This window comes from Chitinophaga sp. 180180018-3, from assembly GCF_037893185.1.
Lineage (GTDB): Bacteria > Bacteroidota > Bacteroidia > Chitinophagales > Chitinophagaceae > Chitinophaga.
In genome coordinates, this window is sequence record NZ_CP140772.1 from 3,131,770 (window position 1) to 3,149,198 (window position 17,429).

At 46.7% G+C, this 17,429-nt stretch carries 14 protein-coding genes; 4 read left to right on the plus strand and 10 right to left on the minus strand.

What is annotated here, in order from left to right:
• Positions 1-76: 76 nt before the first annotated feature.
• Positions 77-1,774 (minus strand): S8 family peptidase, encoded by a 1,698-nt coding sequence (locus UNH61_RS12295; protein WP_326992288.1) that lies wholly within the window; start codon positions 1,772-1,774, stop codon positions 77-79.
• Between the two features lie 350 nt (positions 1,775-2,124).
• Here UNH61_RS12295 and UNH61_RS12300 point away from each other — a divergent pair, with 350 nt between their 5' ends.
• Positions 2,125-2,658, plus strand: coding sequence for a histidine phosphatase family protein (locus UNH61_RS12300; protein ID WP_326992289.1), 534 nt, complete (start codon positions 2,125-2,127; stop codon positions 2,656-2,658).
• A gap of 384 nt (positions 2,659-3,042) precedes the next feature.
• On the opposite strand, the gene UNH61_RS12305 is transcribed toward UNH61_RS12300, so the two are convergent.
• The 9 genes from UNH61_RS12305 to panC all read right to left on the minus strand — a co-directional run bounded on the left by UNH61_RS12305 (position 3,043) and on the right by panC (position 13,694).
• Positions 3,043-4,572 (minus strand): aldehyde dehydrogenase family protein, encoded by a 1,530-nt coding sequence (locus UNH61_RS12305; RefSeq protein WP_326992290.1) that lies wholly within the window; start codon positions 4,570-4,572, stop codon positions 3,043-3,045.
• 24 nt (positions 4,573-4,596) lie between these two features.
• Positions 4,597-5,487 (minus strand): DUF1338 domain-containing protein, encoded by an 891-nt coding sequence (locus UNH61_RS12310; protein WP_326992291.1) that lies wholly within the window; start codon positions 5,485-5,487, stop codon positions 4,597-4,599.
• Between the two features lie 28 nt (positions 5,488-5,515).
• A complete protein-coding gene (locus UNH61_RS12315; RefSeq protein WP_326992292.1) occupies positions 5,516-6,580 on the minus strand; it encodes a saccharopine dehydrogenase C-terminal domain-containing protein in 1,065 nt (354 codons plus the stop codon).
• Between the two features lie 524 nt (positions 6,581-7,104).
• Positions 7,105-7,920 (minus strand): 3-methyl-2-oxobutanoate hydroxymethyltransferase, encoded by an 816-nt coding sequence (gene panB / locus UNH61_RS12320; RefSeq protein ID WP_326992293.1) that lies wholly within the window; start codon positions 7,918-7,920, stop codon positions 7,105-7,107.
• Positions 7,921-8,019: 99 nt separating this feature from the next.
• On the minus strand, positions 8,020-8,910 hold the full coding sequence (locus tag UNH61_RS12325; protein WP_326992294.1) for an exopolyphosphatase: 891 nt from the start codon (positions 8,908-8,910) through the stop codon (positions 8,020-8,022).
• A 44-nt stretch (positions 8,911-8,954) separates the two neighbouring features.
• On the minus strand, positions 8,955-11,000 hold the full coding sequence (gene ppk1, locus UNH61_RS12330) for a polyphosphate kinase 1 (RefSeq protein WP_326992295.1): 2,046 nt from the start codon (positions 10,998-11,000) through the stop codon (positions 8,955-8,957).
• Positions 11,001-11,302: 302 nt separating this feature from the next.
• The gene (locus UNH61_RS12335) at positions 11,303-12,325 is read right to left on the minus strand and encodes a lysylphosphatidylglycerol synthase transmembrane domain-containing protein (protein WP_326992296.1); all 1,023 of its coding nucleotides are present in this window, start codon (positions 12,323-12,325) and stop codon (positions 11,303-11,305) included.
• 44 nt (positions 12,326-12,369) lie between these two features.
• On the minus strand, positions 12,370-12,714 hold the full coding sequence (gene panD, locus UNH61_RS12340; protein ID WP_326992297.1) for an aspartate 1-decarboxylase: 345 nt from the start codon (positions 12,712-12,714) through the stop codon (positions 12,370-12,372).
• Between the two features lie 116 nt (positions 12,715-12,830).
• Complete coding sequence (gene panC, locus UNH61_RS12345; protein WP_326992298.1) at positions 12,831-13,694, minus strand: pantoate--beta-alanine ligase; 864 nt, start codon at positions 13,692-13,694, stop codon at positions 12,831-12,833.
• A gap of 110 nt (positions 13,695-13,804) precedes the next feature.
• Here panC and UNH61_RS12350 point away from each other — a divergent pair, with 110 nt between their 5' ends.
• The 3 genes from UNH61_RS12350 to metK are packed head-to-tail and all read left to right on the plus strand — an operon-like array spanning position 13,805 to position 17,323.
• Positions 13,805-14,623, plus strand: coding sequence for a glycogen/starch synthase (locus tag UNH61_RS12350; RefSeq protein ID WP_326992299.1), 819 nt, complete (start codon positions 13,805-13,807; stop codon positions 14,621-14,623).
• Positions 14,624-14,677: 54 nt separating this feature from the next.
• Positions 14,678-16,045 (plus strand): DUF4270 family protein, encoded by a 1,368-nt coding sequence (locus UNH61_RS12355; protein WP_326992300.1) that lies wholly within the window; start codon positions 14,678-14,680, stop codon positions 16,043-16,045.
• Between the two features lie 21 nt (positions 16,046-16,066).
• A complete protein-coding gene (gene metK / locus UNH61_RS12360) occupies positions 16,067-17,323 on the plus strand; it encodes a methionine adenosyltransferase (RefSeq protein ID WP_326992301.1) in 1,257 nt (418 codons plus the stop codon).
• The last annotated feature ends 106 nt before the right edge of the window (positions 17,324-17,429 follow it).

A 17,429-nucleotide genomic window follows, 5' to 3' on the forward strand; every position in this document is an offset into this window, starting at 1 on the left:
CGATTGATAATGTTTATTATCCGCTAAGGTCTTCGAGCTATTTCGTAATTCGTAAGTCTTAATTCGTAATTCTCTCTTAGTTCTTCTTCACGTTTTTCACTCTCGCCTTGTGCTGTTTCTTGCCTTTAACATTTTCGCCTTTGATGGTGGCAGCGAGTTTCAGGGCTTCGTAGGCATTTACAATACCGCCTGTTTTGGAGAGATCAGCGAAGTCTACTTTTTCGTCGGTGCTGCCAGGTTTATTGACCATTTTGGTACCGTCGGGCAACGGGGTAGCGCTTTTCTCCAGTACATATTTCAGCTGGGTAGCGCTAAGCTCGGGGTAATAGGAGAGCACCAGCGCTGCTACTCCGGCTACTACCGGGCTGGCCATACTGGTGCCGCTGGCATTGCCGTATTTATTGCCACCAGGTACGGTGGAATAGATCTGTACACCAGGGGCGAAAAGGTCTACGGTATGTTTGCCGTAGTTGGAAAAGTTGGCAACTTTATCGCTCAGCGTACCGGTGCTGCTGGCTCCAACAGTGATGAAGTTGGAAGCTACGCCACCATCCAGGTAGTTCGGATTGGGGTAGTTGGGCACGGAGTCGTTGTTAGCGCCATCGTTACCTGCTGCGTGTACGAGCAATACTCCTTTCTGTTCAGCATATTTTACGGCATCATCCACCCAATCCTTGTGAGGGGAGAAGGGTTTGCCAAAGCTCATATTAATGATCTGGGCGCCGTTATCAACTGCATAGCGGATAGCGAGGGCCACATCCTTATCCCTTTCATCGCCGTCCGGAACGGCTTTAACAGCCATGATACGTACATTGTCTGCGATACCATCGATGCCTACACCATTGTTGCGGGCAGCAGCAATGATACCGGATACGTGGGTGCCATGGAAGCCGAATTTACCCATCACATCGTTGTTGCCGTACTTAGTATCTTTGATATCCTCGAGGTTGTCGCCTACAATTCGCTCCCTGTTAGCGTTAGGCTTCATGTCGGTACTTTCAGCCTTACGTTTCAGCTCATTCATATATTCATCAAACTCCATCTTGAATTCGCTGAAAGCGGCAGGCTCGTCACCGGCACTTTTCAGCAGACGGGTCATGAAATTTCGCGCCAGCAATACATCCTGACTGGTAGTCTGGATACTGTCGAGCTGTGCTACGGTGAAGTCATCTTTTCCCAGATAGGTTTTCAGTATAGATTCGCATTTATTCACGTTCTCCTGCAGCTTGGCCATGCTCTTATACTGCATTTTATACTGTGAATTGGGCTTTTCTATTTTCGCCTGCAACTGTTGCCAGGTTGCGTATTCTTTCGAATCTTTAGCCAGTGCTGAGTCTGGATTGCCATATTTGGTTTTGTACCGGTAATATTCGCGGGCGGCTTCTTCAGAGTCTTCTTTCAGGCTGCTGCCGTCTTTTCCTCCGAGAAAATTCCAGCCGTGGATATCGTCCACATAACCATTATGATCGTCATCTTTACCATTTCCGGGTATTTCCCTGGGATTGGTCCACAATACGCTTTTGAGGTCTTCATGCAGCGTATCTATCCCTGAATCAATCACCGCTACGATGACGGGCGTACTCTTTTTACCTTTTAACAATTCTTTATAGGCTTTCTCGGTGGATGTACCAAAAACGCTGTCGGTATCATAGCTTAACAAGTGCCAGTTTTTGGGCACCTGGGGTTTACTTTGTGCGTTAGTGCTCGTTGTAAATGCAGTCACGAATGCAACACAACCTGCCAGGACTGCGACCTCTCGGCGAAACAATTTCATGTTCATTAATTTTCCCTAAAAAAACAACTAAAAATATCTTGTTGATAACGATAAAGGTATAGAAAAAGCGGTATAACATTAAATATTAATGATAAGCGCGCTAATTATTGGTTAATTGGAAGATGAGAAATCGAAGGAAGGTGAGGATGAATGCGGGTCTGAAAGAAGTGTGAAAATATATCTTTATCCAGAAAAGAACCGGTGGCAATAAGCGTGAACCACCTGTCATAATCCCTTTGGCGGGACTGTTCCGGTACCTTAGCTTTACATTATTCTTTTTCAGCCTCACTTTCATCTGCCAGATCGGGCATCGGGATACAGTATCGTTTTTTCATTTAAATCTACCCATCATGTTGAAAACCATTCTTATGGCCACACTGTTGGCTATCGGGTCGCATTCGTATGCCAGCGATCCGGAAACTACTACGCTTATTTTCGTCAATGCTGCCGAAGTAGAAGGTTCCCCTTCAGCAGATCCCAACCTCAGCACCAACGGCCAGGAACAGGCTGCTCAGCTGGCAGCATCCCTCGATGGAACAGAAATAGCTGCTATTTACACGACCTTTATGAACAGAGCCGTACAAACTGTAACGCCGCTTGCCAAAGCCCGGCAACAGAAGCTGGATTATTTTCGCTTTACCGGGGATCCTGACCTGACCAGCCGGTCGGTGAAGGACATGATAACCAGAAATGCAGGTAAGACGATCGTTATTTGCAGTGATCCTGAAAATATTGTAGCGATGCTAAGGGAGGCAGGAGTGAAGGGGAAAGACCTTAAAACCCTTTATGACAAAGGATGTGGACAGGTTCTGGTCGTCAAACACAGTGGTGGCAGCCAGGTGCTAGCACAAAAGTTGAATATGAATATTCAGAAAAAAGTTTAATATTTATATTCAGAAGAGTACCTGATGGCTCCTGCCATCATCTACTTTTCACATAAGCATGGTTTCCGTTTAACGAAAAGCGGGGTTCTCTAACCTCGCTAGTATTTTTGAAATCTTAAACCATGTAACCGGCATCGGTGTATGTAGAGCGCAGCCAAACGCTGCAAAGATTGGATAGTGGAGCATGGGATGCTTTTGATTTTATCAACCGCTTTTAAAAATCTGATCGGGTGGCGAATTCCTGTCATGAAAATTAAAAGCTCCGGGGCGAAAGAAGCCTCGGAGCTGAGAAAAAAAGAATTACGAATCAGGAAATAACTTGAAGAGCTTAGCAAATAATGAATCATTATTCGCTAAGCTCTTCAAGTTATTTCCTGATTCCTTCTAAAATTCAAACTTAATCCCCTGCGCCAAAGGCAATCCGTGGGAATAGTTAATGGTGTTGGTTTGCCGGCGCATATATGATTTCCAGGCGTCGGAGCCACTTTCGCGGCCACCACCGGTTTCTTTTTCGCCGCCAAAGGCGCCTCCAATTTCTGCGCCGGAGGTGCCAATGTTTACGTTAGCTATACCGCAGTCGGAACCGGAGGCAGAGAGGAATTGCTCTGCTTCACGCAGGTTGAGGGTCATGATGGCGGACGACAACCCTTGGGGCACGTCGTTTTGCATGGCAATAGCCTCTTCAATCGTTTTATACTTCATCACATACAGGATAGGCGCAAATGTTTCATGCTGCACTATCGCATACGTGTTTTCTACTGCTGCGATACAGGGTTTTACATAGCAGCCGGATTCGAAGCCGGCGCCGGTCAGTACGCCGCCTTCCACCAGGAAGGAGCCGCCCAGCTGTTTTACCTGCTCAATAGCGCTGAGATAAGCATCTACAGCTGCTTTGTCTATAAGCGGCCCCACATGGTTATGCTGATCCAGCGGATTGCCTATGCGCAACTGGGAATAAGCCTTTGCCAGGCTTCCGGTGAAGGTATCGTATACGCTCTCATGTATGATTAGCCTGCGGGTAGATGTACAACGCTGTCCGGCTGTACCCACCGCACCAAATACGGCGCCAATGAGCGACATTTCCAGGTCTGCATCCTGAGAGATAATGATAGCATTGTTGCCTCCCAGCTCCAGCAGCGACCTGCCAAGGCGCTCGCCCACAGCCGCGCCCACCGCTTTGCCCATACGGGTAGAACCAGTAGCAGATACCAGCGGAATACGCTTGTCGTGCGATAACCATTCCCCCGTTTCCCTGGCGCCTGTTACCAGGCAGCAAACACCTTCCGGAACATGATTGGCGGAAAATACGGTGGCGACTATACGTTGACAGGCTAATGCGGTAACCGGCGTTTTTTCGGATGGCTTCCAGATACATACGTTTCCGCAAACCCAGGCCAGCATAGAATTCCAGCTCCATACTGCCACGGGGAAGTTGAAAGCGGAAATGATGCCGGTTACGCCCAACGGATGCCATTGCTCGTACATACGATGCCCCGGACGTTCGGAGTGCATGGTAAGGCCATGCAGCTGTCTCGACAAGCCCACCGCGAAGTCGCAGATGTCGATCATCTCCTGTACTTCTCCCAGGCCTTCCTGCAGACTTTTACCCATTTCATAAGACACCAGTTTCCCCAGGTGTTCCTTATGTTCGCGCAGGGCCACGCCTATTTGTCTTACTATTTCACCTCTCTTAGGGGCAGGCCAGGTACGCCATACCCTGAATGCTTCCTGCGCCACCGCTACCACCTGGTCGTAATCCTCCCGGGTAGCGCTTTTCACGCCGGCGATCTTTTTATTGTCGACCGGTGAAACGGAAACAATCTCCGCTCCGTGTGCCGGCAACCATTTGGAGCCGGTACTGACACCGCTTTGTGTGGCGGTGATGCCAAATGCTTGTAGGATATCTTCAGCCATTAATTGGTGTGTTATTGAACGAAATTAGGAACTTTTTTTTGTTTGGGTCGAGTAGGTACTTTCAAAGATCTTATCAGCATTTCCGGCTTCAAACCCTTCCCTGCGCTGCTGCCGGCCTATTGCGGCAGCTGGCAGACCCGCAAACTGAGGCAATACCCTGCGCTCTGCGAACTCTACGTAAGAGCCTGCAATAGGAAAGGTTTCACCGCCGGCAAATGTGGCCGTGATCATGCCGGCCACGGTAGCACTTTGCAGCAGCAGGCCATCCGGACTGGTTTTGATCTTACCACCTGCGTCATTCAACCGGAAACCATGCCCTTCCAGGAACGTGTTAAAATCAGCGACAGTATTGTATCCCGAAGGCAGGTTATGTACACTTACGGTAAAATGATTCAGATAATAGCGGTTATAGATCACCCATGCGGCATATTCGCTTTCCGCAGCCAGTAGCTGGTAATCCGCCAGAGTAGGGGTTCTCCAGAGTGCGCTGTGAAGGAAGGCATCCACAGCTTCACCATCGCCCAGGTTCAGTGCATTTACCGGATCGGTTTTTACTTCAGCCGTATAGCTGTGTATCACCGCCTGTGCAGCCGGACTCAGATCATTCACCCGCAGTTCGCTGATGAAAATACGCGGATACTCCGGCGCAGGAGGAGCATACCACCAGGCGTCCAGTTGTTTCGCCGGGAAATGGTAGTGGTCCATTTTCGTATAGCCGTAATGCAGAAATATTTTCTCGAGCGACTGTACGCCTAACTGTGGTACTCCCATCGTTCTGAATGCGATATGATCATTTTCGATATCCCCGGCTTTTTTAACAATACCCTCCGCCGTCATAGCGTTGATGACGGCAGCTACATCCGGTACTCTTTGCTGATAGCGGCGCATGAGGCCAGCCAGTATTTCTTTTAGCATAAGCTGTTTGTTTGGAGCTGTTAGCTGCTTAGTTATAGTACTCCGCAAAGCGGTTGTTGATCAGCTCACCGAAAGCTACGTCTTCCTGGCGAATGAAGCCATTAGCGGGCAGCTTTCCTTTAGCATGCAGGTCCATTACCGCACAGGCTGCGCCGGCGGTGGTCAGCTGAATAGCAGTAAAGTCGCGGCCACTAACGGTTTGGTTATAGATCTTGCGGGAGTAGGAGCGTTGCACGGAGCGGCCGTTCACCTTTCCTGACACCGATACAAATACCAATACTACGTCCTGCGGGGTGAAAGGTATACTATCTTCCATTATTTCCTTCAACATATCCCGCTTCTTATTGAGTTTCAGCTCATTCAGCAGGATCTTCATCAGATTGCAATGGCCAGGGTAACGTACCGTTTTATAGTCGAGGTTATATACTTTTTTATCGAGGATTTCAGCCAGTGCACCGAGTCCGCCTGAGGTATTAAAGGCTTCGTATTCGATGCCGTCGAGCGCAAAGCGTTCGTAGCCTTCCAATGGCATTACTTCTTTACGTTCGCCTTCATGGATGGCATCGCAGGGATTGCAGTATTCATTGATCAGGCCGTCGGTGCTCCAGGTCAGATTATACATCAGGCTGTTGGTTGGAAATTGAGGTAGTGCGCCTACCCGCAGGCGTACCGTATCCAGTGTATCAAATTGCCGTGCAATGTCGTGGGCAGCGATGCTGATGAAACCCGGTGCCAGTCCGCATTGTGGCATAAAGCTGACACCTGCATGCCGGGCAATTTCCCGAATGGCATTGGTCGTAGCTACATCTTCCGTAAGATCAAAATAATGGGTATTGGCAGCGGCAGCAGCAGCTGCAATTTTTACGTTCAGGTAAAAGGGACAAGCACTGAGCACCATGTCCTGTTCTTTCAGGGCCTGTTGCATGGCAGTGGCATCGTTAACGTCGAGCCGGGTTTTACGTACATCAATGCTTTTCTGTAATAAAGCTTCGTTGCTGTCGGCCAGCGTTACTTCATAGTCGCCCGATTGCTGCAGCAGGAAAGCGGCTGTTTCGCCGATCTTGCCGGCGCCGATGATCATTACACGTTTCATAATCTGTTTGGAATTATAGTGATGAATGAGGATACGATCTCATGTAAATACGGATACCATCGCCCATATTAAGCAAATTACGTGTATACGCTTCCGTTATATAAATGTCATGAGTCCGAACAATGTAGCAGGCAGCCGGAAATACCAGCTGCCGCCATGTTGCAAACACATTAGCCTTATACGGAAAGCATTATCCCGGATGTTACCAGCATCAGCATAAGCCAATGCCTTAAACAGCCGGTATACAGCATAAAAGCCCAACCGGGCGGAAAATCAATAAATAAAAACAGGAATCAACCCTTGTGCAACTTATGGCACGTGGGAGCAGGTGCTCCGGAGATAGGAGAGAAGGGAGAGTTGTATGTTCAGTAAAAAATTCATTACTGCAATATAGAAAGAAATAATTAAAAATCGGGAATGAAGAATGAAGAAAATGCGGCGGAGATATCATCGGATGTCATATCCGCGTTTACTATCTCCGTTATATCTTCTTCATTCTTCATTCTCAATTCTTCATTCTTTCATCAATATTGTTCATTCTCATTCGGAAAATCCTTTGCCTTCACATCCTTGATATAGGCCTGTGTAGCGCCATAGATCTGGCTGTAAAGATCGAGGTAACGGCGAAGGAAACGTGGTTTGAATTCTTTATTGATACCGAGCATATCGTGCATAACGAGTACCTGGCCGTCAACGTATTTGCCTGCACCGATACCGATGATGGGAATCTCAACGGATTCGGCAACGGTTTTGGCGAGGGTAGCCGGGATCTTTTCGAGTACAATAGCGAAGCAGCCGGCATCCTGGAGAAGTTTGGCGTCGGCGATAAGTTTACGGGCTTCCCCTTCTTCTGTGGCACGAACGGCGTAGGTGCCGAATTTGTAGATCGACTGTGGCGTGAGGCCCAGGTGGCCCATTACCGGTACGCCTGCAGAAATAATTCTTTTTACTGATTCTATAATTTCTTCTCCGCCTTCTATTTTGATACCATGTGCACCGGTTTCTTTCATGATACGGATGGCAGAAGCCAGCGCTTCCTTGGAGTTACCCTGGTAGGAACCGAAAGGCAGATCTACCGCCACGAAGCAGCGCTTGATGGCTCTTACCACAGATGCGGCATGATAGATCATCTGATCTAAAGTAATAGGCAGCGTAGTTTCATGGCCTGCCATTACATTGGAAGCGGAGTCACCTACGAGCAGGATATCGATCCCTGCGTCGTCGAAGATACGGGCCATAGAATAATCATACGCGGTAAGCATAGATATCTTTTCACCGTCAGTTTTCATCTTCTGCAGAATATGCGTGGTGATGCGCTTGATTTCTTTATTCACGGACATGTGCGTAGCTTTTAGCTATTAAGAATAGATGCAAATTTGGGGATATTAACAGATAAAAGGAAATGTTTTTTGATGAGCGTAAACCGCTGGTACATCAAACTATTGCCGGGTGTTGGCAATTTCCTCGTAGAGTGCGTGGATAAGGCCGTCGGCCAAACCAATCTTGGGAACATATATCTCCGTAATGTCCGACCACCGCATAACGTTCACATATATCTGCAAGGCAGGTACGATCACGTCGGCCCGGTCTTCCCGGAGATTATACAAATGGATACGCTCTTCTACTGTAAAGTTGCTGAATTCTTTGTAGTAGTCTTTCAGCGTTTCAAGCGATAGAGGTTTACCTTCCTTACGTTTGGAAAGGGAAAATATTTTGTTGATATTACCACCGGAGCCGATAGCAGTCACAAAGCTGATACCCCGCAATTGCTGCTTCAGGAAATCTTTCATTTGCTGCCAGTGCGCATCTGTTACCTGTTGCTGCAGCAAACGGATGGTTCCGATGTTAAACGATTCTTTGAAGATCTGAAGGCCATTACTGAAAAGGGTTAATTCCGTGCTACCGCCGCCTACATCAATGTAGAGGTAGGATTTGGTCTTATCCATGTGTTCTGCCACATGATTTTCGTAGATGAAGGAAGCCTCTTCCTGGCCTGTGATGATCCGGATATCGATACCCGTCTGGCTCCGTACTTCCTGCAATATCTCCACGCTGTTGGCGGCGTCGCGCATGGCAGAGGTGGCGCAGGCTTTCAGGTACTTTACCTCGTATACATCCAGCAGCAGTTTATAGGCCTTGATGGTTTGAATGAGATGGTTAGCCCTTTTTTCGGAAATGAAATTATGGTTGAATACATCGAAACCGAGGCGCAATGGCACTCTTACCAGGTTGATTTTGGTAAAGTCCATTACGCCTGCACTGTTCGGAGATGCCTCTGAAATAAGTAATCTGGCAGCATTTGAACCTATGTCGATCGCAGCTAATTTCATCTGTAAGTCGTTAGATCAAAGCGCAAAAGTAAAACTTTTTGCTTTTACTGGTACTGTTTTTCGTGCAGGTACCGGTATATCTCCACCTGTGTCCGTATTTTTTTATCGCCGTCGCGGCGGTATTCGTTCTTCTGCTCGTTATCGAGAACACGCGCTTTTACATTACCGCTCAGCTGAATATCCATGATATCTTTCAGCTCCTGACGTATAGCCGGATCCGTTATAAGTACTGCAGCTTCCACGCGGTGATCGAGGTTGCGTATCATCCAGTCGCACGAAGCAATGAAAACTTTTTCCTGCCCTCCATGATGGAAAATGAATACACGGGCATGTTCCAGGTATTCGTCTACGATGCTAACCGCTGTGATGTTCTTCTTCCATTTTTTGTTTTCCGTATAGGCGCAACAGATACCTCTGATAACCATCTTAATATCAACACCCGCTTTGGCGGCTTCATAGAGCTTACCGATCAGTGCGGCATCCGACAGCGAGTTCATTTTGATGGTGATGGCTGCTTTCTTTTTATGCCTGGCATTCTTTATTTCCCGGTCAATCAGTCGCATAAAGGTATCCCGCATGTTCAACGGGCTCACAGGCATTGTTTTACAACCCTGGAGTATCTTGATATCCTGGCGTGGACTTTCCAGGTAGGCAAATATGCGATTGATGTCTGCAATAATAGCCCTGTTGGCAGTTAGCAGGCAATGATCTCCATATACCCTGGCAGTGCGCTCATTGAGGTTACCAGTGCTGATAAAGCCGCACTGTATGGTTTTGGTGCCTATCCGTTTTTTGATCACGCACAGTTTGGCGTGTATTTTCATATTCGGGATACCCAGTAGTACTTTAACACCTTCTTCTTCCAGCCGCGATTTCCAGTCGAGATTCGCCGCTTCATCAAACCTGGCTCTCAGCTCCAGCACTACTGTTACCTGTTTACCATTGCGCACAGCGTTGATCAGCGCGTTGATTATTTTGGAATTACGGGCAAGCCTATACGCTGTTATTTTTATTGAAGAGACATTAGGATCGATGGCAGCTTCCCGGAGCAGATCAATAATGGTATCGAACGAATGGTAGGGGAAGTGCAGCATTACATCCTGGCGCTGTATCACGTGCATCACGCTGGGAGCGTTCATGAACAGCGGATGTATAAATGTTTTCCGATGGGTATGTGGTGGAAAGATAGACTCGGGGAAGTCCATAAAATCCTTGAAGTTATGGATACGTGCCCCGGGAATCAGGTTGTCTTTCCCTGATAAGCCCTGGCGGCGCATCAGGTATTCCAGCAGCAGCGGATCAATTTCCTTATCATATACGAAGCGCACTGGTTTGCCCTTGCGCCGGTCTTTCAGCCCTTTTTCGATCTGATGAATGAGGCTGTCGGAGATATCATTATCGATATCCAGTTCCGCATCTCGCGTTACTTTGATGATATGCGCTGAAAATTTATCGTACCCGAAATAGTAGAAGATATTAGGAAGACAGAAGCGGATAAGGTCTTCGAGCAAAATCAAATCGTGTTCCCCGGGTTTCGACGGGAGAATGATAAAGCGGGGCAGCACGTTGGCCGGGATCTCAATCAACGCAAATTTCTGTCTTACGGAATTATCCTGCCTGGCCAGTACAATAGCCAGGTAGATGGATTTATCGCGGAGAATAGGAAACTGCTGGATACTTTCAATCATCAGGGGGATGATATTGGTCCGTACCTGTTCATTGAAGTAGTTCTGCACAAATTTCTGCTGCTCCCGGTTCAGTTGTTTTTCGGTACGCAGGAAGATGTGCTGTGCTTCCATCTCTTTTTCAATATCTTTCCAGACCTGGTCAAATTCCCGTTGTTGTTCAATCACGCGCGCCTGTATTTCATCCAGTATCTTATCCGGATTTTCTTCGAGGTGCATTTTAGCGGATTTGCCAAACGACATCATTCGCTTGAGGGTAGCTACTCTTACCCTGAAAAATTCGTCGAGGTTATTGGAGAAGATACCCAGGAACCGGATCCTTTCAATAAGAGGTACTGTAACATCGGCTGCTTCCTGTAGCACCCTTGCGTTAAAGGAAAGCCAGCTGATGTCCCTGGCAATCATTTTTTTCTTTTCTAATGGGGCCTTTTTCCGGGTTGTCTTTTTTGGTACTGTAACTTCGGGCATTGTTGTTATATCTAGTTTCTCACCATTCGGCAAACGCATACAAAGTGATTTACATTCAAAAAATCCACATAATTTGTAATACGATGATACACTATTCGGTGCATTTGAAGTATTAAATTAAAGTTAAAGAAAGAATTACATAATTGAGCATTAAGAATTACGAAATAAGCAGAAGACCTTAGTGATTGGCAATATTATCAATCGCTAAGGTCTTCTGCTTATTTTGTAATTCTTAATACTTAATTCTTAATACCTTCTTCCGCAATTCTCTTCTTATTGAACACCGGCAATGCTACCAGGCTTACAAAACCCAGCAATATCACCAATGCGGTTTGAGCAACCCAGATGATCCAGCCAAAGGCAAAACCGATGGTATAGGGGATGCCATATAGTTCAAGGGTTTTCTGCACCAGTGGCTGATAGGCGCCGATACCGCCGGGGGTAACGATCATGCCTACACTACCGATCATCAACACGGCAAGGGCCGCGCTGACACCGAGGTGATTGGTTTCGTTCAGGCAGAAGAAGCCGATATAGACCTGTGAGAGATAGCAGCACCAGATGAGAACTGTATGCAGCAGGAACCATCCTTTCCTTTCCATTTTACCGATGGAAAGAATGCCTTCCATGATACCGCGGGCAAGACTTTTAATGGTAATTGCCACTTTAGAAGCAGCAAATTTTTTCAATAGCCAAAGCAGTACCAGCAGTACAACGGCCAGCCCTCCGATGCCTATAAGCAATTGCATACCGTTGGCATGGGCAATTTTGGCCGATAGCGGCAGGAGGATGGAATCGTGTACATAGGCGCCCAGCACGTCGAGCTGGATCACCACAGTGATTACCATAAGAAGGATGAGGCAGATCAGATCTACTGCTCTTTCGGCGATCATGGTACCTACAAGTTTGTCGGCAGGTACTTTTTCGTATTGTGCCAATATACCGCAGCGGGTCACTTCTCCCAGGCGAGGCACTGCCAGGTTGGCCAGATAGCCCACCATTACGGCAAAAAAGGTATTCAGCGTGGATGGTTGGTAACCCATTGGTTTCATCAGGAGCTTCCATCGTACAGCCCTGAACCAGTGGCTGGCTACTCCGATACTCATAGTGGGTATCAGCAACCAGTAGTTACCCCTGCGAAAAGCAGCGTTGATCTGCTGCCATTGGGCAGCGGTAATATCTTTCGTAAATAACCAGATCAACAACAACCCAATGCCAAAAAAGCAAATAAACTTCAAGACGTTCTTAAGCGTTTTGGGCATCTTCCAAAGTGGTTTTAGGGTGTTAGGTAAAACAGTAAACAGGATTACAGCTTGTTCCCTTCTTTAGGGAAAATGGCGATAGGTGTATATTTCTTGGCTTCCTCAAGTTCCATAGTGGCATAGGAAATAATGATCACTATGTCGCCCGGGGCAACAAGGCGGGCAGCCGGACCATTCATACAGATTACGCCGGAACCACGTTTTCCTTTGATCACATAAGTTTCCAGCCGTTCTCCGTTATTTACGTTCAGTACCTGGACTTTTTCGTACTCAATTAAACCAGCGGCATCCATCAGGTCTTCGTCAATCGTAATACTTCCAACGTATTGCAGGTTGGCTTCCGTAACTACCGCGCGGTGAATCTTACACTTTAAAATTTCAATTTGCATAATAATACTGGCTTAACGCTCTTAGAAGCGTCTGCAAAGCTAGGAAAAAAATATGGAAGAAAGAGCAGGACATGCGGCGATAGTGCAGTGTTTGCCGCATGTCCCGGGGGCTACCGTCAGAGGCTGCCCTGTAATACCAGATTGTCGATCAGACGTACGCCATCGAGCCAGGCTGCCACGGCTGCCACTACGGTAGCATCACCTGGAGGCTGATCGAGGGAGTGCAAATCACCGTTCTCCGCCTGCAGTATTTCCACGTATTCCGGATCGAAGCCTTGTTTTTTTAACATTTCGAATGCCTCATGGGCGCTTTCCAGGAAAAGCAGTCCCTTCCCGAAGTTATCTCTGATATACAGCAGCGCCTGGTAAATGCCGGTGGCTTTTTTCCGGGCGGCGGGAGAGAGGCGTGCGTTCCGGCTGCTCATGGCCAGTCCGTCTTTTTCTCTTTCCGTGGGACAAACCACCAGTTTGATGGGAGAATGGATCAGGGACAGCAGTTTCCTGACAATGAGGCACTGCTGAAGATCCTTTTGGCCCATAAAAAGCTGGTCAGGTTGCACAATATCCAGTAACTTGTGAACGATGCGGCCAACCCCCTGGAAATGTCCTGGACGGAATTTGCCTTCGAGCACTGTTTCCAGGTTGCCGAAATCGTAATGCAGATCACTTTTCAGTCCTTCGGGATACATCTCTTCTACGGATGGTAAAAAAAGTATATCTGTTGATATATCATTTAATTTCTTTATATCCTCTTCTGCAGTAATGGGATATTTTTCAAAATCCTTAGGATCATTAAACTGGGTTGGATTGACAAAAATGCTGCACACGACTACGTCATTTTTTTCTTTGGCTGCCTGAATAAGTGACAGATGCCCGTTGTGGAGGGCTCCCATAGTGGGCACAAAACCAATGCTTTTGTGGCTTTTTCTTACCAGGTCCAGATGCTTCTTCAGGTCCGTGCTGCGCTTAAATAGATACATAAATCATTGCTTAAAAGGATGTTAAAACTGACAGATTGGCCAATATTCCGTAAAAAATCCGTAATTTTGCAAGCCAAATTAAAAATTACTGCATTAATAATCAGCGTTAAATGTCCACAAAGAAAAGAATTCTTTTTATTGCCCAAGAGATGTCGCCGTACCTGGAATTGAGTGAATACGCGGCCATGGTCAATAAAATGGCAATTAAATCCAATGAGGCTGGCCTGGAAGTGAGAGTGATCATGCCAAGATTTGGAATTATTAATGAGAGGAGACATCGTTTGCACGAGGTCGTTAGATTGTCAGGTATTAACATTGTGATCGACGGGGATGATTACCCATTGATTATCAAGGTGGCCTCACTTCCGAACGCCCGTTTACAGGTGTACTTCCTGGATAATGAAGATTATTTTAAGCGTAAAACTGTATTTGCAGACGAGAACGAAGAGTTTTTTGACGACAATGCAGCGAGAGCGGTGTTCTTCTGTAAAGGTGCGCTGGAAACTGTGAAAAAGTTCGGATGGCCTCCGGACATCGTTCATTGTAGCGGCTGGATGACCTCTTTGATCCCGATGTATCTGAAAACCGCCTATAAGAAGGAGCCGGTTTTTGCGAACTCAAAGATCATTTATTCGCTGACTCCCAATACTTTCAAGGAAAAATTAGGCACCAGCTTTGTTAAGAAAGCCACCATCAGTAACCAGATCAAGGAAAAGGATATGGAGCTGTTCAAGGAAGGTTCCAATACTGCTTTGAACAGAGGGGCTGCCAGGTATGCAGATGCTGTGGTGCTGGCAGGGGAAAAACTGGAGAAGAAAGTGGTGGATGAAGTAAAGGCGGAAAAGGGCAAGATTATTTTGCCATTCAAAAAAGATAACGAAGATCTGGGGGATTACCTGCAACTGTATAATCAGTTGTTGGGTAAATAGTCTGTTTTTAATAAGTTCGGGCAGTTAAAGCATCACTCACTAACAACATAACGCGTGAAGATCAATTTCAGGAAACTTAGCATCTTTGCTACCTATATTACTCTACTGTATGGAGCGGCCAGCTGTAATAAATCAACTATCCTGGGGGGCGGACTAATCCCGTCGGGCGACCTTGTCAATGCAAAGGACACGACCCTCACAGGTATCATTGCCAACAATATTCTCCGCTATGATTCTACTGTCAGAAACGGAAGAAGCACTTACGCCAAAATATTGGGGTCTGTTACTACTGATCCGGTTTTTGGTAGGACCCATGCTTTCGTGTACACACAGGTAGCACTGCCAAAAAGTGCCTTTACTTTTGATGGCACCGGCCAGACACTCGACTCAGTGGTATTATCGCTCGCCTACACCGGTTATACCGGAGATTCATCGGCACCACAGACTTTCCGTGTTTACCGCATGTCGGAACCTAATTTCAAGATCGATTCCAACTACGCCTATAACAGGGCGTTGCAATACAACCCGGGAGAACTGTTGGGTACTGCCACGGTAACCCCACTGTCGCTCCGCGACTCTGTCAGTGTTTACGGCACCAAAGAAACCGCTCAGCTGCGTATCAAACTGAGCAACGCCTTTGGTAACGATCTGCTGAACCAGAAATCCGATGGGGCTTTTACCAACGACTCTGCATTCAGGGTTTATCTGAAAGGGTTTGCCATTGTGCCGGATACCACGCTGGGTACCAATCGCAACATGATATACCTGAACCTCAACAGCGGCAATACCAAACTGACTGTTTTCTATAAGAATTCTACAAAGGATTCGCTGAGGGCTACGATGACATTTGATCAGTATAACAGTGCCCATGCGAACTACTTTGTACGTAACTATAACGGTTCACAGGCAGCCCCCTTTGTTAATTCCGGCAACCCCAAAGGCGACAGTATCCTGTTCCTCAATGCGGCTCCGGGATTGTATACCAAACTCATGATTCCGGGATTGGAAAATTTTCCTAATGTGATGATTAACAAGGCAGAACTGGTGATCACACAAATTACTTCCGGAATGAACGATATGAATAATATCTTTGCTCCGCCAGGAAGCTTATCTTTACAACAATACATCAATGGTACCACCGATTCCACCAGAATACCGGCCGACTACTACACTGCAGGTGGCGCCAGTTTCTTCGGAGGCACTAAGAAAGTGATCACTAATTTCGGAGGGATCCAGGTTGTTCAGTATACCTTTAACCTTGCCAACACCGTTCAACGGCTGATCAAGAAAGTGGACGAGAACCACGGTTTTAAACTTGAAGCTTATTCTCCGCTCTACATGGATATGAATCGTGTGAAAGTAGGCGGTAGTAATCTGTCGCAGTATAATATCAAACTAAGAATTATTTATACAAAACCTTAACATTACTAATCCCCGGTTTTTATGCCTTATTTATTTACATCTGAATCTGTTTCAGAAGGACATCCAGACAAAGTAGCCGATCAGATCTCTGACGCCCTGATTGATAATTTCCTGGCATATGATGCTAAATCTAAAGTAGCTTGCGAAACCCTGGTAACTACCGGTCAGGTTGTTTTAGCAGGTGAGGTAAAGTCAGAGGCTTATCTTGATGTGCAGGACATTGCCAGAGAGGTAATCCGTAAGATCGGATATACAAAGAGTGAATACATGTTCGAAGCAAATTCCTGCGGTATTCTTTCTGCTATTCATGAACAGTCTCCGGATATTAACCAGGGTGTAGACCGTAAATCTCCCGAAGAGCAGGGAGCAGGTGACCAGGGTATGATGTTTGGTTATGCTACCCGCGAAACAGAGAACTATATGCCGCTGGCACTCGACCTGGCGCATAAACTGTTACTGGAACTGGCTGCACTGCGTCGTGAGAACAAGGATATTAAGTACCTGCGTCCGGATGCAAAGTCACAGGTAACTATCGAATATTCTGATGATAACAAACCCGTGAGAATCGATACCATTGTGATTTCCACACAGCACGACGATTTCGATGCAGATGAGAAGATGCTGACAAAGATCAAGGAAGATATGATCAACATCCTGATCCCACGTGTGAAGGCACAGCTGAAACCCGAACTGCAACAGTTGTTCGATGGTTACGATATCAATCACCATATTAACCCTACCGGTAAATTCGTAATTGGGGGCCCTCATGGCGACACTGGTTTAACCGGCCGTAAGATCATCGTAGATACCTATGGTGGTAAAGGTGCACACGGTGGTGGTGCGTTTTCCGGTAAAGATCCTTCCAAGGTAGACCGTTCTGCAGCCTATGCTACCCGTCATATTGCAAAGAACCTGGTAGCAGCAGGTGTTTGTGATGAGGTGCTGGTACAGGTTTCCTATGCGATTGGTGTAGCTAAGCCTTGCGGTGTTTATGTAAATACTTATAACAGCGCCAAAGTAAAGCTCAGCGATGGTGAAATTGCAAAGAAAATTGAAGAGATCTTCGACCTGCGCCCTTATGCTATCGAGCAGCGTTTGAAGCTCCGTAACCCGATCTATAGCGAAACAGCAGCATATGGCCATATGGGTCGTGAACCTAAGGTGGTAACCAAAGTGTTCAACAAGGGAAAGAAGAACGAGAAAGCTGTAGAGGTAGAGCTCTTTACATGGGAGAAGCTCGACTATGTAGATAAAGTGAAGAAAGCTTTCGGATTATAGTCATCCGAAGATACTATATCATTAAGAGCCGTTTCATAATGAAACGGCTTTTTCATTGAATGAAACGCCGGAATAAACGCAAATGCTTCTATTTTGTTTATCTTTC

Coding starts and splice junctions, on each gene's coding strand:
- UNH61_RS12310 (WP_326992291.1), bottom strand. CDS start 5,487: ATGCTAAAAGAAATACTGGCTGGCCTCATGCGCCGCTATCAGCAAAGA.
- UNH61_RS12305 (WP_326992290.1), bottom strand. CDS start 4,572: ATGGCTGAAGATATCCTACAAGCATTTGGCATCACCGCCACACAAAGC.
- UNH61_RS12335 (WP_326992296.1), bottom strand. CDS start 12,325: ATGCCCAAAACGCTTAAGAACGTCTTGAAGTTTATTTGCTTTTTTGGC.
- panB (WP_326992293.1), bottom strand. CDS start 7,920: ATGTCCGTGAATAAAGAAATCAAGCGCATCACCACGCATATTCTGCAG.
- UNH61_RS12315 (WP_326992292.1), bottom strand. CDS start 6,580: ATGAAACGTGTAATGATCATCGGCGCCGGCAAGATCGGCGAAACAGCC.
- metK (WP_326992301.1), top strand. CDS start 16,067: ATGCCTTATTTATTTACATCTGAATCTGTTTCAGAAGGACATCCAGAC.
- panD (WP_326992297.1), bottom strand. CDS start 12,714: ATGCAAATTGAAATTTTAAAGTGTAAGATTCACCGCGCGGTAGTTACG.
- panC (WP_326992298.1), bottom strand. CDS start 13,694: ATGTATCTATTTAAGCGCAGCACGGACCTGAAGAAGCATCTGGACCTG.
- ppk1 (WP_326992295.1), bottom strand. CDS start 11,000: ATGATTGCCAGGGACATCAGCTGGCTTTCCTTTAACGCAAGGGTGCTA.
- UNH61_RS12295 (WP_326992288.1), bottom strand. CDS start 1,774: ATGAAATTGTTTCGCCGAGAGGTCGCAGTCCTGGCAGGTTGTGTTGCA.
- UNH61_RS12325 (WP_326992294.1), bottom strand. CDS start 8,910: ATGAAATTAGCTGCGATCGACATAGGTTCAAATGCTGCCAGATTACTT.
- UNH61_RS12350 (WP_326992299.1), top strand. CDS start 13,805: ATGTCCACAAAGAAAAGAATTCTTTTTATTGCCCAAGAGATGTCGCCG.
- UNH61_RS12300 (WP_326992289.1), top strand. CDS start 2,125: ATGTTGAAAACCATTCTTATGGCCACACTGTTGGCTATCGGGTCGCAT.